Source organism: Sphingobium phenoxybenzoativorans (assembly GCF_001757355.1).
In the GTDB taxonomy this organism is placed as follows: domain Bacteria; phylum Pseudomonadota; class Alphaproteobacteria; order Sphingomonadales; family Sphingomonadaceae; genus Sphingobium; species Sphingobium phenoxybenzoativorans.
The window spans coordinates 1-14,979 of the sequence record NZ_MINO01000082.1; the positions used below are offsets into that span (position 1 = coordinate 1).

The 14,979-nt window shown below is 64.1% G+C and carries 13 protein-coding genes and 2 pseudogenes; 7 read left to right on the forward strand and 8 right to left on the reverse strand.

Annotation, left to right across the window (positions count from 1 at the left end):
• From BHQ40_RS21525 to BHQ40_RS21540, 4 genes and pseudogenes are all read left to right on the forward strand, one after another.
• Positions 1-317: pseudogene (locus BHQ40_RS21525) on the forward strand (CoA ester lyase); the annotation flags it as partial.
• Between the two features lie 174 nt (positions 318-491).
• Positions 492-3,035: a TonB-dependent receptor gene (locus tag BHQ40_RS21530; RefSeq protein WP_070157854.1), complete on the forward strand. Its 2,544-nt coding sequence runs from the start codon at positions 492-494 to the stop codon at positions 3,033-3,035.
• A gap of 195 nt (positions 3,036-3,230) precedes the next feature.
• Positions 3,231-3,962: an energy transducer TonB gene (locus tag BHQ40_RS21535; protein ID WP_070157855.1), complete on the forward strand. Its 732-nt coding sequence runs from the start codon at positions 3,231-3,233 to the stop codon at positions 3,960-3,962.
• An 11-nt stretch (positions 3,963-3,973) separates the two neighbouring features.
• Entirely contained in the window at positions 3,974-4,657 is a 684-nt protein-coding gene (locus BHQ40_RS21540; RefSeq protein WP_070157856.1) for a Fe2+-dependent dioxygenase, read from the forward strand.
• A 194-nt stretch (positions 4,658-4,851) separates the two neighbouring features.
• Here BHQ40_RS21540 and BHQ40_RS21545 read toward each other — a convergent pair whose 3' ends face one another.
• Positions 4,852-5,826, reverse strand: a complete 975-nt coding sequence (locus BHQ40_RS21545; protein WP_139139408.1) for a GGDEF domain-containing protein — start codon at positions 5,824-5,826, stop codon at positions 4,852-4,854.
• A gap of 82 nt (positions 5,827-5,908) precedes the next feature.
• On the opposite strand from BHQ40_RS21545, the gene BHQ40_RS21550 reads away from it, so the two are divergent.
• Positions 5,909-6,790 carry a helix-turn-helix domain-containing protein gene (locus tag BHQ40_RS21550; RefSeq protein WP_171905919.1) on the forward strand — a complete coding sequence of 294 codons (882 nt, stop codon included), beginning with the start codon at positions 5,909-5,911 and terminating at the stop codon, positions 6,788-6,790.
• 35 nt (positions 6,791-6,825) lie between these two features.
• On the opposite strand, the gene BHQ40_RS21555 is transcribed toward BHQ40_RS21550, so the two are convergent.
• From BHQ40_RS21555 to BHQ40_RS21565, 3 genes are read right to left on the reverse strand one after another with little or no spacing between them, the layout of a single operon-like run.
• Complete coding sequence (locus BHQ40_RS21555; protein WP_070157858.1) at positions 6,826-8,073, reverse strand: SAM-dependent methyltransferase; 1,248 nt, start codon at positions 8,071-8,073, stop codon at positions 6,826-6,828.
• 46 nt (positions 8,074-8,119) lie between these two features.
• Positions 8,120-8,869 (reverse strand): molybdopterin-binding protein, encoded by a 750-nt coding sequence (locus tag BHQ40_RS21560; protein ID WP_435593929.1) that lies wholly within the window; start codon positions 8,867-8,869, stop codon positions 8,120-8,122.
• Positions 8,870-8,877: 8 nt separating this feature from the next.
• The gene (locus BHQ40_RS21565) at positions 8,878-9,600 is read right to left on the reverse strand and encodes a cytochrome b/b6 domain-containing protein (RefSeq protein WP_070157860.1); all 723 of its coding nucleotides are present in this window, start codon (positions 9,598-9,600) and stop codon (positions 8,878-8,880) included.
• A gap of 385 nt (positions 9,601-9,985) precedes the next feature.
• Here BHQ40_RS21565 and BHQ40_RS21570 point away from each other — a divergent pair, with 385 nt between their 5' ends.
• Positions 9,986-10,492, forward strand: a complete 507-nt coding sequence (locus BHQ40_RS21570) for an outer membrane beta-barrel protein (protein WP_070157861.1) — start codon at positions 9,986-9,988, stop codon at positions 10,490-10,492.
• Between the two features lie 72 nt (positions 10,493-10,564).
• Here BHQ40_RS21570 and BHQ40_RS21575 read toward each other — a convergent pair whose 3' ends face one another.
• From BHQ40_RS21575 to BHQ40_RS21585, 3 genes are all read right to left on the reverse strand, one after another.
• Positions 10,565-11,005 (reverse strand): hypothetical protein, encoded by a 441-nt coding sequence (locus tag BHQ40_RS21575; RefSeq protein ID WP_070157862.1) that lies wholly within the window; start codon positions 11,003-11,005, stop codon positions 10,565-10,567.
• A 323-nt stretch (positions 11,006-11,328) separates the two neighbouring features.
• Positions 11,329-12,585, reverse strand: a complete 1,257-nt coding sequence (gene rlmN, locus BHQ40_RS21580; RefSeq protein WP_070157863.1) for a 23S rRNA (adenine(2503)-C(2))-methyltransferase RlmN — start codon at positions 12,583-12,585, stop codon at positions 11,329-11,331.
• A gap of 47 nt (positions 12,586-12,632) precedes the next feature.
• The gene (locus BHQ40_RS21585) at positions 12,633-13,166 is read right to left on the reverse strand and encodes a hypothetical protein (protein WP_070157864.1); all 534 of its coding nucleotides are present in this window, start codon (positions 13,164-13,166) and stop codon (positions 12,633-12,635) included.
• Between the two features lie 199 nt (positions 13,167-13,365).
• Here BHQ40_RS21585 and dnaN point away from each other — a divergent pair, with 199 nt between their 5' ends.
• The gene (gene dnaN, locus BHQ40_RS21590; protein ID WP_070157865.1) at positions 13,366-14,478 is read left to right on the forward strand and encodes a DNA polymerase III subunit beta; all 1,113 of its coding nucleotides are present in this window, start codon (positions 13,366-13,368) and stop codon (positions 14,476-14,478) included.
• A 104-nt stretch (positions 14,479-14,582) separates the two neighbouring features.
• Here the strand turns inward: dnaN and BHQ40_RS21595 are convergent.
• Positions 14,583-14,979, reverse strand: a pseudogene (locus BHQ40_RS21595) (FAD-dependent oxidoreductase); the annotation flags it as partial.

The following is a 14,979-nucleotide window of genomic DNA, read 5'->3' on the forward strand; positions in this document are numbered from 1 at the left end:
CGCTGTTCGCTGCCGCGGCGGCGGAGGTCGCCCCGATCGAGACGGTCTATCCCGCGATCCGCGATCTGGACGGGCTTGCGGCCTATGCGGCGCGGGGCGCGCGGGACGGGTTCCTGGGCATGATGGCGCTGCATCCCGATCAGGTGCCGGTCATCAATGCCGCCTTCACGCCATCGGACGCCGCCATCGCGCATGCGCGCGCCGTGGTGGCGGCGTTTCAGGACAATCCGGGCGCGGGCGTGCTTGTCCTGGACGGCAAGATGATCGACGGCCCGCATCTGAAGCGCGCCCAGGCCTTACTTGCCCGGACGGCGTAAAGCCACTGCTTCCGGCCGTACGGCGCTCCCATATTTCCCAATATTTCTGGATCGATGAGCCGGACGGTAATATCCGGCTACATTTTGCGACAAAGATGAAATCAGTTCGCAATAGCGATTGACAGTGCGAATGACTCTCAATAACTGACCCCCAACTTTCCGAAGGGGGAATCGATGACTGTGAGCAAGAAAAATCGTGGTGCGACGCCGGCTTTCCTGGCGTTGTCCTGCATCGGCGCCATCGCCACATCGCAGACCGCGTTTGCACAGGACAGCCAGCAGAAGCTGGGTGGCATGACCGTGACCGACACGGCGATCGACGAAAGTCCGATCAAGGTCGAAAAGCCAGAGTCGCCCAAATATACCGCGCCGCTGGTCGACCTGCCGCAGACAATCACCGTCATCAGCAAAAAGAGCATTCAGCAGCAGAACCTGCTGACGCTGCGCGACGTGCTGCAAACCGTGCCGGGCATCACCTTCGGCGCGGGTGAGGGCGGCTTCGGCTATGGCGACCGCATCATTCTGCGCGGTCAGGACGCCAAGAGCGACGTCACGATCGACGGCGTGCGCAGCTCGGCATTCCTCAACCGCAACGAGACCTACAATATCGAGCAGGTCGAAATCACCAACGGCGCCAACTCGGTGTATAGCGGCGGCGGTTCCGTCGCGGGCACGATCAACCTGGTGACCAAGCGTCCGCTGGCCGATGACCAGACGATCCTGAACGCCGGTATCGGCACCGACAATTATTATCGCGCCACGGCGGATGTGAACCAGCGCCTGAGCGACATGATCGCCGTGCGCATCAACGCCGTCTATCATGAGAATGACGTGCCTGGCCGCGATGTCGAGGACTTCAAGCGCTGGGGCATCGCGCCCGCCATCACCATCGGCATCGATAGCCCGACCAGCCTGACCCTGCAGGCCGAATATCTCGACGACAAGGCGATGCCGCAATATGGCGTCCGTTACTTCCCGCACCTTGGCGGGATCATTGCCGACGAGTTCGACCGCAGCGGCTATTATGGCTTCAGCAACCTCGACCGCCAGAACAGCAAGACCAAATCGCTCCAGGCGATCTTCAGCCACGAGTTCAGCGATGCCGTCAGCATCCGCAGCCTCACCCGCTATGAGAATATCAAGCAGAATACGGTGACCAGCCAGCCCAACGGCACCTTCTGTCTGTCAAACGGCCTGCAGCCGCCCGCCGCCCCGGCGCTGGCCGGCGATCCGATCCCCGCAGGCGCGGCGTGCAACGTCCAGATCCAGACCGCCCCGACCGGCGCGGCAAGCGTTCTGTCGGTCCCCGCGGGCTATTATCTGCCCACCGGCGGGCGCGGCGTGAACCGCCTGATCGAAAATGAGACGGCCTATACCCAGCTCGATCTTTCCGCCAATTTCGACACCGGCGGCATCGGCCACAATCTGGTGATCGGCGCTTCGGCGCTGTGGGAAGGCTATGACCAGCGGCAGGGGAACATCAACCGCACGGCGGCGGGCTATGACCCCTATGCCGCGCCCTATACGCGCACCACGACGAATGGCGTCACGACGATCGCCGCCAATCCGCTGTATAATGCTGGCGCAAGCCTGGGCATCTATCTGCCGCTCGTTCCCATTGGCAGCCCCAGCGACGCGATTACGGGACCTGCCGCCACAACCGGCCTGGCGCGCGCCTATGGCACCAACCAATATGTTGGGCCGGTCAACTTCATTCTCGGCAGCCACAACCAGGGCGAGCGTGAGGTCTATGCGGCCTATCTGTTCGACACGATGAAGTTTGGCGAGAAGTTCGAGCTTAACGGCGGCATTCGTTATGAGCACGCCAAGGGCGAAAACCGCACGCAGAGCTATTCGGTCACGCCCGGCGCGACACTGGGTCAGCCGACAACCGCGACCGGTCCGTTCGAAAACAGCGACACGCTGTTCTCCTATCGTGTCGGCCTCGTGTTCAAGCCGACGCCGGACACCAGCCTGTATATCGCGACCGGTTCGTCCAAGAATCCGTCCCAGGCTTCGGTCGACGGCGCCTGTACCGCCGCAAACTGCGATCTGCGGCCGGAAACGACGGATAATTACGAGATCGGCGCCAAGGCCGACCTGTTCGACAAGCGCCTATTGCTGAGCGCGTCGCTGTTCCGCAACGATCGCAACAGCATCCGCGTCGCTTCGGGCGAGCCGACCGTTCCCGACCAGCGTCTGGAGGGCAAGCAGCGCGTCGAAGGCATCTCGCTGGGCGCTTCGGGCAACATCACCGACGCCTGGACGGTCTCGGCCAACTATATGTATCTGAAGGCCAAGGTCCTGCGTGGCGGCTCCAAATACTGCGATGCGAACCCGACCGCTTCGAGCTGCACGACGATCGTCGCACCGGGATCGCTGCTGCAGAACACGCCGAAGCATTCGGGCAGCCTGTTCACGACCTATCGCCTGCCCTTCGGTCTGGAGCTGGGCTACGGCCTGACCTATCAGGGCAAGATCCTGCTGAACCAGCCGACGCAGGGCACGCCCAACGCAGCGCTGTTCTACGTGCCGAGCTACACCATCCACCGCTTCATGGCGTCCTATCCGATCACGGATAATCTGATGGCGCAGGTCAATGTCCAGAACTTCACCAACGAGAAATATGTGACGACGGTCCGCAACGCCATCGGCAGTAGCTGGGCGCAGCCGGCACCGACCCGTTCGGCGGTGTTCAGCCTGAACTACACCTTCTGATCATCCTTCCGGGCTGATCACTCTCCTCCGGGGGCGGAGGACGGGCGGGCGCTTTCACTCCCCTTGGGTGAAACGCCCGCCCGCACTGTTTGTGCGAATGCGAAACAGATTGTCATTTGCAGTTCACATGCAATTGATTCGCATTACGCTTTGCGATAAGGCGGCCCCGCCGGGCCAATTGGGAACAGGGGTGGCATGTTCGATACCGTCACGCAGATCGATGAGGTGGCCGAGGCGGACGCCCGCGCCGTCTCCTTCGCGCCGCGCCGGTCCACCGTTGCGCCCTCCACGGAGCAGAGCAGCGGCGAACGCTATGGCGCCAGGCGGATCAATATGCCCGCCGCCATCGCTGTCGCGCTGATCCATGTCGCCCTGTTCGGCGCGCTGTTCCAGATGCGCACCATCTATATCCAGAAGAAGGCGGCATCGCTGGCGGTCGTCAACCTGACCCCGCCCGCGCCGCCGCCCCCCGCCGAGGCGGAGCCGGTTCCGCCGACCCGCCCGGAAGTCGTCGCGCCGCGCCCCATTGTGCAGACCCCTGTGCCGGTGGTTTATCAGGTGCCGGTCATCGACAAGATCACGCCGCTGCCGGTGGTGCAGACGCCCCCCGCGCCGCCCGTTCCGGTCGCCATCCCGTCGACCATCGATGCGGGCGACCTGGGCACGCGCATGGTGTCCGGCAAGCCGCCGCGCTACCCGATCGAAAGCCGCCGCAAGCATGAACAGGGTACGGTCGTGCTGTCCCTGACGCTGGGCGTCGACGGGCGCGTGGCGTCGGTGGTCATATCGCAGAGCAGCGGATCGTCCCGCCTGGATGACGCCGCGCGCGACGCCGTGCGGACCTGGCGCTGGGAGCCGACGATCAGGGGCGGGCAGCCGGTGCAGGTGCGCGGCATCGTCGAAATCCCCTTCGTCCTCAAGGGCTGAGCCATCCGCCCATGATGATCTCCATTCCCGGTCTGCTCGACGCCGAGGGCGTGGCGCGCGTGCGGGCGCTCATTGATTCCGCGCAGTGGGTGGACGGCAATGTCACCTCCGGCTTCCAGTCGGCGCTGGCCAAGCGCAACCTGCAACTGCCCGAAGAGTCGGCGGAGGCGCAGCAGGCCGCGCAGATCGTGTTCGATGCGGTCAGCCGCAACGCGCTGTTCATCGCCGCCGCGCTGCCGCTGCGCGTCTTTCCGCCGCTGTTCAACAGCTATGGCGGGGGGCAGGCGTTCGACACCCATGTCGACAATGCGATCCGCATCCAGAAGGGCACCGGGTTCCGCGTGCGCAGCGACCTGTCCGCGACCCTGTTCCTGGAGGACCCGGACGATTATGACGGCGGCGAGCTGACGGTCGAAACCAATTTCGGCGTGCAGCAGGTGAAGCTGCCCGCCGGCGACATGATCCTCTATCCCGCCTCATCCCTGCACAGGGTCGAGCCAGTGACGCGCGGCCGCCGGGTCGCCAGCTTCTTCTGGATTCAGTCGATGGTGCGGGACGACAGCCAGCGCCAGACGCTGTTCGATCTGGACCGCGCCATTCAGGCGGTGGCCGCGACGCAGGGGCAGGGCGCGCCGGAGGTCATCAAGCTGACCGGCGTCTATCACAATCTGCTGCGGCGCTGGGCCGACGCCTGATCCGGGGCGTCCGGGCATTTTCTTCCCCGGCCCCCGCCGTCAGCGTCCGCCCGGTTTAGCGGTAGTCCTGCTTAGCCACAGGCACGGCGTGCTCCTGCGACCCGAAGGGCGGCGAAGCCAATATAGGAGTCCAGTCCCGCCGTCTGAACTGGATGCCTGCCCAGGAGTGTGGCTCCGTCCAAACAGGATAAAGTTCAGGCGGCGCTGCAGATCGTCCGGTTCCGCCCGCTATTCTTCGCCTCATAAAGCGCCTTGTCCGCATCCTGCAGCGCCTGTTGCGGATCGGACGTGGTTGAGGCGATCCCGGCGGAGAAAGTGACCTGACCCAGCGGCGCGTCGGTGTCGCGCACGCGGAAGGATTTCTCACCGACTGTGATGCGCGCCTGCTCGATCAGGCCGAACGCCTCCGCCTCCGCCATATCGGGGAACAGCGCCACAAATTCCTCGCCGCCGAAGCGGGCCACGGGGTAGGGGGCAAGGCCCGTCTGGAGAATATCCGCCACGGCCTTCAGCACGCGGTCCCCCACGGCATGGCCGAACCGGTCGTTGACCGACTTGAAATGGTCGATGTCGCAAAAGGCGATGGTGATGCGCGCGCTCTTGCGGAACGCTTCCTCAATCTTCTCGTCCATCGCCCGGCGGTTGGACAGGCTGGTCAGCGCATCACGCGAGGCGTCGTTGCGCGCGGCGTCCAGGTCGAGCCGGAGCTTTTCGGTCTCCTTCTTCGTCTCGGCCAGCTTGCGCTCCACCTCCGCCGTTTTCTGCCGCATCGCGCTGATCACGCCTGCAAAGTCGAACCCGGCGGCGATCTGCTCCATGCCCTCGGCCAGATCGCGGTTGAAGGTGCTGGCGTCGGAGAGCGCGGTGGTCGTCAGTTCAGTGAAGGTCAGGGCCTGATGCCGGAGCTGTTTCTGGATATCGTCCATCGCGTCGGACGGGATGGCGGCCGTGTCATCCGTGGTGTTCGTCATCATGTCGTCGACTTCGCCCTGGGTCAGGCGGACGCCGCCATCAGTGATGTCGTTGACCAATTTGCGCAGCAGGCCGTTGCTTTCCGTGATGTAGAGAAAGGCGAAAGCATAGTTGGCTGGCGTCGGGTCCAGCATATGCTTGTCCAGGAACCGGATGACCTCCTCTGCGATCTTCCGGTTAGAGCTTTGTTTCCCCACGCATTTCCCCCTTGGCAAGCTCAGAATGCCTGCCTATTCCGATGCTCCTAGAGCAAGAAATGGAACATTGCAGCATCTTTCAATGATAGAAAAACAATCGGGAATTCAGCCTGACCTATGCCTGCGGCATGCGGGGCGTCCGCTTGACCTGTCGAGCCGCCTGTCCAGGAGCTGGCGCGGCTTCGCGGTTGAGCTGGTGAGCGTGGATGGGGCCAGCGAGTTCAGTTTCCAGCGGGTCAGCAATACTCATTATCTCGCCCTGCATGACATCGTTCTGGATCAGGGGCAGATACGCGTCGATGATTTGGCGATGGACCAGAGGCGGGATCTGCGCGGCACCATCACATTTCTGCCAAGTGGATGTTCCGTACAGGGCTGGTCCGCCGCGACCGCCCGGACGAACAGCTTCACCGCGCTCTATTTCGACGCAACGCTGCTGCGGGAGGAGATGGACATGCGATATCGCGAGGCGTCGCTCGCCCCCGTGCTCTATGCGCGCGGCGGGCCGCTGCCTGCGACGATGAGCAAGTTCCAGACGGTCTTTGCCGATCAGGCGCTGGACAGCCTCCATGCGGAAAGCGCCTGCCTGATCGCGGCGATAGAGGTGCTGTCGCTGCCGCAGATGCAGGGGGCCGGGCGGTTGACGGCGCGGCAGACCAGCGCCGTGATCGATTATATCGGGGATAATCTGGCGTGCGATCTCAGCCTGTCGGATTTGGCGGGCGTCGCGGGACTCAGCCGCTATCATTTCGGCCGCGCCTTCAAGACGACAACAGGGCAATCCCCCTATGCGTTCATCCTGCAGCGAAGGGTCGATGCCGCCGCGGAGATGATGGCGACCAGCCGGATGTCCGTGGAACAGGTCGCGGAGATGTGCGGTTTCCGCACCACCGCCAATCTGCGCAGGAAGTTTCAGCAGGCCAAGGGCATGACGCCGCTGGCCTTCCGGCGGAGCGTGCAATAGCGGCCTTGCGGTTTCGTCCCGCCCGGCGGCCTGGCCTACCCGCGCAGGGTTGCCTCCGCCGCCGCCATATAGTCCCGCGTGATCGGCAGGGTGCGGCGGTCGCGGCAATATTGGACCTGGAAATTGACCATGCCGCCATGTTCGAACGCGGCGGTCGCCCCGGCGAGGTAGAAGCTCCACAGGCGGAAGAAACGGGCGTCGTACAGCGCCTCTATCTCCGCCTTCTTCTCCTGCGTGCGCTTGTACCATTCGCGCAGGGTCAGCGCGTAATGCAGGCGCAGCACCTCGACATCGGTGATCATCAGCTTGTTCGGCTCTGACCCCGCGACCATTTCCGACAGCGCGGGGATATAGCCGCCGGGGAAGATATATTTGCGGGTGAAGGCGTCCGTGCGGCCCGGCTTCATCCGCCCGATCGTGTGGATCAGCATCACGCCCTGCGGTGTCAGCAGATTGTGACAGTGGCGGAAAAATTCCTGGAAATGCGCGGTGCCGACATGTTCGAACATGCCGACCGACACGATCCGGTCGAACGGCGCGCCAAGACTTGGCCCGACATCGCGATAATCGATCAGCTCGAAGCGGACATGATCGGCGACGCCTTCGTCGATCGCCCGCTGCCGCGCGACCTTCAACTGTTCCTCCGACAAGGTGACGCCCAGCACGTCGACGCCGCATGTCTTGTGCAGATAGAGCGCCATGCCGCCCCAGCCGCAGCCGATGTCCAGCACCTTCATGCCCGGCTCCAGCGCCAGCTTGGCGGCGATATGCGCTTTCTTGTCGACCTGCGACTGTTCCAGGCTGATGCCGGGGCTGTTGTCCGCGTCCGGCCAATAGGCGCAGCTATATTGGCGGTCGGTGTCGAGGAACAGGGCATAGAGCGCGCCCGACAGGTCGTAATGATGGGCGACATTCGCCTTCGCCTTGCGGCGGTCGTTCACCTGCGCGACGCGGCGGGCGATCTTCTTCGCCGCGCGGCTGACGGGGCTGGCGGCGTCGATATCCTTGCCGCTTTCCCAGGGGTTGTTGCCCCGGATGAAGGCGATGAAGTCCATGATGTCGCCGCCCTCTATCGTGGCACGGCCGTCCATATAGGCTTCGGCGATGCCGAGGCGGGGGTCGCGCACAATGTCGAACGGCACGCGCTTGTCGTGCAGCTTAAGCGTCAGATCTGGGAAGTCGGGGTCGGCCGCGCCGAACTGGCGGCTCCGTCCATCGGAGTAGACAAGGGTGAGGCGTCCCCGGCTGACCAGCCGGCTCAGCACTTTCTCGAATAGCCACATGTTATTGGTAATGCGCGATCATAACGGCTGCGTCAAACGCCGTAAGTCATATGCCTGCATACCAGTCGTAACCGGCATAGTCCTCCCAATAGCCGCCTTTTCCCCTGCCGATGCCGTACAGGCTGTCCACCGCCTCTATCGCCATCAGATATTTCGCCTGCTTGTAGCCAAGCTGCCGTTCGACCCGCAGGCGCAGCGGCGCGCCATTGGCGACGGAGAGCGGTTTGCCGTTCAGTGCGAAGGCGAGAATGGTCTGCGGATGGAAGGCGTCGATCATGTCGATGCTCTCATAATAGGGGTGTCCCGATCCCATCGTGTCGGCGCAGCGGAACACCAGATATTTCGCGCGGGTGGACAGGCGCGCGGCGTCGAGGATCGTGCGCAGCGGCACCCCGCGCCACTTGCCGATCGCGCTCCACCCCTCGACGCAATCATGGCGGGTGATCTGCTCGCGATGGGGAAGCGCATGAAGCTGGGCGAGGGACAGGGAGAGCGGCCGCCCGACCATGCCCGTGACCTTCAGCCGCCAGTCGGCGAAGTCCGTCCGCCAGATCGCCTTATAGGCGTCCGTATTGGGATTGGCGGTGCCGTTGGCGCGGAAGATGGGCGAGATGTCGCTGGCGCTGAACTCGCGGGCGAGGGCGTTCCGGTCCATCAGGCTGCGTTGCGCCCAGCGATGGAAATTCTCCGCCGAGAACAGGATGCGCTGGACATTCTCATGCTCCGCCAGCCGGTCGCACCCGGTCAGCATGGTCGCCGCCATACTGCCGATCAGGGTGCGGCGGGACAGGATCAGGGGGCCGCTCATTCCGGCGGCACCCGGTAGCGGCCAGTGATCATCGACCGGATTTCATTCACCGGCCCGGCCAGCAGCACCATCAGGATATGGACGAAGAAGAAGGCGACCACCGCCCAGCAGGCGATGAAATGCACCGACCGCGCCGATTGCCGCCCGCCGAATATGTCGATCAGCCAGGGCCAGGCCGCGTTCATGCCCGGCGACATGGCGAGACCGGACAGGATGAGCGCCGGAAGCGCCAGGAACAGCACGCCATTATAGGCCGCCTTCTGCAGAATATTGTAGCGCAGCGCCGCCTGCCCCTTCGGAAAGCGCAGCCGGGCATGGTCGATAATGTCGCGCCAGATGTGGCGGGGCGACAGCTCGTCGCGGCGGAAGGCGAGGTCGCGGCGGAAATGCCGGTTGGAGAGACTCCAGAGCATGTAAACGAGCAGCGCGAAGGCGAAGACGGGCGCAAAGGTCAGGTGCCAGTGGCGCGACATAGCCAGGCTGTAATGGCCGGGCAGGGTGATCCATCCCGGAAAACGATCCAGCACCAGCCAGGCATGGTCGAAATTCGCGCCATATTGGCCCCAATAGAGCCGGGTATGGGCGTTGAAGATGCCAAGGCCGCTCATGAACAGGATGACCATCACCGCGGCGTTCAGCCAATGCCACAGCCGGGTCGACAGGCGATGGCGCTTTACCAGCGGCGCTGGCGGCGCAAGGGGAGGGACGGCGGGGTTCATCGGTCTGCCTCTAGGCGCGCGCTCCATGGGGTCCGCTATCATTCGTTCCGCGAAGCCGGAAGGTTACACGGCCCAGGTCGCGCATGCCATCCCCGCTGGGTCAGACGAGGTGTGGCCTCTCTGCATCACCTGTGGAAGATTTGTGCTGCATTGCGATGAGAGCTTTCATTCTGTTCATCTGACAGCCATCTAGGCGGCGCATAAGCCCCCTCGTCGCGCTTAAGTAACGATACGCGGCATATGTAGAACACGTTATGATTGCTCGTATATTCAAGAGGTCGTGGAACAAATTTAATTAGAACCATTCCCCTTGAACCCTAGTCGGCAAGATCAAAGATATGCGCCGGCCCGGACGAGTGTCGAATTTAATACAATGAGGTTAATTATGAAGACTGCGATTTTCGCGGCTTTTGCCGTTGCGTCCATTTCTGTTCCTGCTTTTGCTCAGGACGAAGCCCCCTTCACTGGTCCGCGCATCGGCGTAACCGCTGGTTACGACAAATATGCGGGCGAGGCTGGCGTGAGCTATGGCGTGTCGGCTGGCTATGACCTGCCGGTTGCGCAGAGCATCACGGCGGGCGTCGAAGTGTCGCTGGCTGACTCCTCCGTGAAGGGCGGCGGCATCCACGCGAGCCGTGACCTCGCTGCGTCGCTGCGCCTGGGCTATGTCGCCAACCCGCGCATTCTTGCCTTCACCAAGGTTGGTTATGTCGACAGCCGTATCGAGGCCGCCGGCACCGGCGCAGCCTTTGAGGGCGTCCGTTATGGCGGCGGTCTGGAATTTGCGGTGACGTCCAACACCTATCTGTCGGCCGAATATCAGCGGACCGAATATGAGCAGAATCTGGGCGGTCGCGACGCGGCCCTGTTCGGGATCGGCTTCCGCTTCTGATCGCTCCGCCGGGTGAAAAGGAAGGGGGCGGTCCCATGCGGGCCGCCCCTTTTTATTTTGCCCGGCCCATATTCAAAAGGGAAAGGGCGCGACATCCGGCTCCACCCAGGTCCGGCGCGCCTCCGCCGACATCAGCCGGTCCCGCGACCAGTATGCGAGCAGCCAGTCCTTGTCGCCACACGGCCCCGCCATCAGCGCGGCATGGCTTTCGTACAGGCCGCGCGGCGCCGTCTCCGCCGCCAGAAACGCCCGCGCCGCGCGGATGGAGGCGAGGGTGATCGTCTCATGATAGCCGGACGTGTCGCTGTTCACGCCGCCCACCGATTCATTGTAGCGGCGGATCATGCCCGGCATGTCGCGTTCGGCAACCATATCCGGGCGGCATCGCAGCAGCCAGATCGCCCCGGCGAAATGGGCGGCATGGGTCCACGCCTCCTTGGGCAGGGTCAGGTCCGTGAAACCGGCGCAAAGCGTTTCGATCTCCGCATCGCTGGCATAATATATCGTCGTCATCGTCATTCTCCTCTGGTCGGGCCGGCCGGCGGAGCGCAAACAAAAACCCCGCCGGAAGCGGCGGGGTGCTTGGGTTCATGGTCCGGGCGGAAAGGCGGTCAGCCTCTCCCGTCGGCCATGCACGCTGGGCAGCCCGCCGGAATGCGGGTTTGCCGGATGCTTGCAGGGGCGATCATGCGGGCCATGAAGGGGCGGATACAGGGAATCGCCGGAAAGGTCCACTCCACAACCGTCATGCCTGTGCAGGCAGGCATCCCGCTTTAGCGTTGGCTGGAGTAAGAAGCGGGACCCCTGCCTTCGCAGGGGTGACGGCAGGGGGGAATTTACCCCAGCGCCAGTTGCTTTTCCTCGGCCAGCCGGTCGAGTTCGGCGCGGCTCTTCTTCTCCGACGCGGATTTCAACTGCCCGCACGCCGCCATGATGTCCCGCCCGCGCGGCGTGCGGACGGGGGCGGAAATGCCCGCCTCGAAGATCAGGCTGCTGAACGCCTTGATCCGTTCCGGCGTCGAACATTCGTAGAGCGCGCCCGGCCAGGGATTGAAGGGGATCAGGTTGACCTTCGCGGGCAGCTTATATTTGCGGATCAGGCGGACCAGTTCGCGCGCATCATCGTCGCTGTCATTCTTGTCCTTCAGCATCACATATTCGAAGGTGATGCGGCGGGCATTGTTCGCCCTGGGATAATCGGCGCACGCCTGAAGCAGTTCCTCAATCCCATATTTGCGGTTGATGGGCACGATCTCGTCGCGCACTTCCTTGGTGACGGCGTGCAGCGACACGGCGAGGTTGACGCCGATCTCCTCCGCCGCGCGCGCCATCATCGGCACCACGCCGCTGGTCGACAGGGTGATGCGCCGCTTCGACAGGGCAAGCCCGTCGCCATCCATCACGACCTTCAGCGCATCCCGGACATTCTCGAAATTATAGAGCGGCTCGCCCATGCCCATCATCACGATATTGGTGAGCAGGCGGCCGTCGGCGGTGTAGTGCGGCGCGTCCTCATCCTCGTCGATGTCGTTCGACGCCCCGGCCGAAGCATCCGCCGCCATATTGCCGCGCGGCCATTCGCCCAGCGCATCGCGGGCCAGCATCACCTGCCCGACAATCTCGCCCGGCGTCAGGTTGCGGACAAGGCGCATCGTGCCGGTGTGGCAGAAGCGGCAATTGAGCGTGCAGCCGACCTGACTGGATACGCAGAGCGTGCCCCGGTCCGCGTCCGGGATGAACACCATCTCATAATCCTGCCCGTCGTCCGACCGGAGCAGCCATTTGCGGGTGCCGTCATTCGACACCTGCGCCTCCACCACCTGCGGGCGGCCGATAACGAATCGCGCCGCCATCCACGCGCGCATCGGCTTGGCGAGGTCGGTCATCTGCGCGAAATCGGTCTCGCCGCGATGATAGAGCCAGTGGAAAAGCTGCTTGGCGCGCAGCTTCGCCTGCTTCTCGTCCAGACCCGCCTCGGCCAGCGTATCGCGGATCTGCGGGCGCGACAGGCCCAGCATGTCGACGCGCCCGTCCTCACGGGGCGTCACGGCGCGCGGAACCGGCACCGGATCAATATGACCGGGAATTTGCATGGGCGCGCATATAGGGCGAAAGCGGCCGAAACGCTAGGCCCCGCGCCCTATCGCGTTTTGGCGCACCCCAGCGCCGCCGCGTCGATCGCGGTCGCCGCGCCGCGCAGGGCGTAGACATCCGTGAACAGGCGGCCTCTGGCGTCGCGGCCTTGCACGCTCATGCTGGTGCCGGAGCGGATGGCGGCGACGATCGCCGCGTCGGTGCGGCGGTCGGGCGCCCATGCGTCGGCCGTTCCTGCGACCAGCGCGAATTGCCGGTCGCCAATGCCCAGTGTCACTTTACTATTGGCATTTTTCGGGCCGTCGGGCGCACGGGCGCGGCTGAGGCGGAAGTGGATCTGGCCGCGCACGCCCTGTTTCGGCCAGGAACCGATGGAGGCATAGGCGCGCCACGCCGCATCCCTGTGGCGGCGCGCGGGTTCCGCTATGGCGTAGCAGCGGGGCACGGTGGGATCGCGAAACGCGCCCCAGCTTTCAAAAACGCCCAGCGAATCCCTTGCCTGCGCCGCGCCGGGCATTGCGCCGGATAGGGCGCCGGTCAGGGCCGCGATCGTCAGTGCAAGGGCGGAAAGGCGCGTCATCTGCACCCGGCAAAGCCGATGCCCACAGCTTTTGCAAGCGCTCTGTCAGCCATTTGCTGACGAACGCTTGCCCATCAAGACATAGTTGCTAATGAGAGAAGGCATTTCCAGACTGCCCGGACTCGCGCCGGGGTTGGCCGGCAGGCATGGTCTGGGAATTCGGGGCGGACTGCAGCAGCATAGAATCGGGATTTAGGGAATGAAGGCCACCATCGAACGCGCAACCCTCCTTAAGGGTTTGAGCCATGTGCAATCGGTGGTCGAGCGCCGGAACACCATCCCCATCCTGTCCAACGTGCTGATCGAGGCGACGGCGAACGGCACGCTGAAACTTATGGCGACCGACCTCGACCTGCAGATTGTCGAGAGCATCCAGGCGCAGGTGGACACGCCGGGCGCGACCACCCTGTCGGCGCACACGCTGTTCGACATTGCGCGCAAGCTGCCCGAAGGCAGCCAGGTGTCGCTGCAGGCGGCGGACGGCAAGATGCTGATCCAGGCGGGCCGGGCGCGGTTCAACCTGTCGACCCTGCCGCGCGACGATTTCCCGGTGATCGCCGAGGGTGATCTGCCGACGACGTTCGAGCTTCCCGCCGCAACGCTGATCCAGATCATCGACAAGACGCGCTTCGCGATCTCGACCGAGGAAACGCGCTATTATCTGAACGGCATATTCTTCCATGTGTCGGACGATCCGCAGCCGGTGCTGAAGGCGGCGGCGACGGACGGGCACCGGCTGGCGCGCGTAACCGTGCCCCGGCCGGATGGCGCGGAAAAGATGCCCGACATCATCGTGCCGCGTAAGTGCATCGGTGAGCTGCGCAAGCTGCTGGACGAAGTGGACGGCAGCGTCGACATCAGCCTGTCCGCCAGCAAGATCCGCTTCGGTCTGGGCACCGCGATCCTGACCAGCAAGCTGATCGACGGCACCTTCCCCGATTACAGCCGGGTGATCCCGACCGCGAACGACAAGCTGCTCAAGATCGATCCGCGCAGTTTTGAGGATGGCGTCGATCGCGTCGCCACCATCGCCACGGAAAAGACCCGCGCGGTCAAGATGGCGCTGGACAAGGACAAGATCACCCTGTCCGTCACCAGCCCCGAAAACGGCACAGCGGCAGAGGAAGTGCCGGGCGATTTCGCGGGCGAGGGTTTCGATATCGGCTTCAACGCCCGCTACCTGCTCGACATATTGCAGCAGGTGGACAGCGACCTGGTGGAACTGCACCTGGCCGACGCCGCCGCCCCGACCCTGATCCGCGAGAATGACAAGAGTCCGGCGCTCTACGTCCTCATGCCGATGCGGGTCTGACCTTTCGGCGTACTCCTGCGAAGGCAGGAGCTCAGCTCAGACTCCGGGACTGGGCTCCTGTTTCCGCAGGAGCACGGCACCCTTCAAACAAACGCCTTCGCGCTTTACGCCCCCGAAATCGCCGACACCATCTCCGGGATGGAGGTGAACTTCTCCCGTGGCGCGCCTGCGCGGGCGTGGGCGATTTCGGCCAGGTCGATCTTCTGCCAGTCGCGGAAGGTGACGATTTCGACGCCGCGCCCTTCCATCAGCCGGTCGAGACCCGCGCGGCCCTCCTTGCCTGATCCCGCGCCGATGTCCTCGCCGATCTTTTCCGCGATCATATAGCCGTCCGGCCGGTTGGTGCCGATGGTGCCGGTCGGTCCGCGCCGCGCCCAGCCGACGCAATAGAGGCCGGGCTGGATGCGGCCCTCGTCATTGGCGAAACGGCCGAGTTTCGTGTCATAGGGCACGCCCTCGATCGGCGGGGTGCGGTAGCCGATGCAGCTCACCACCAGCGAT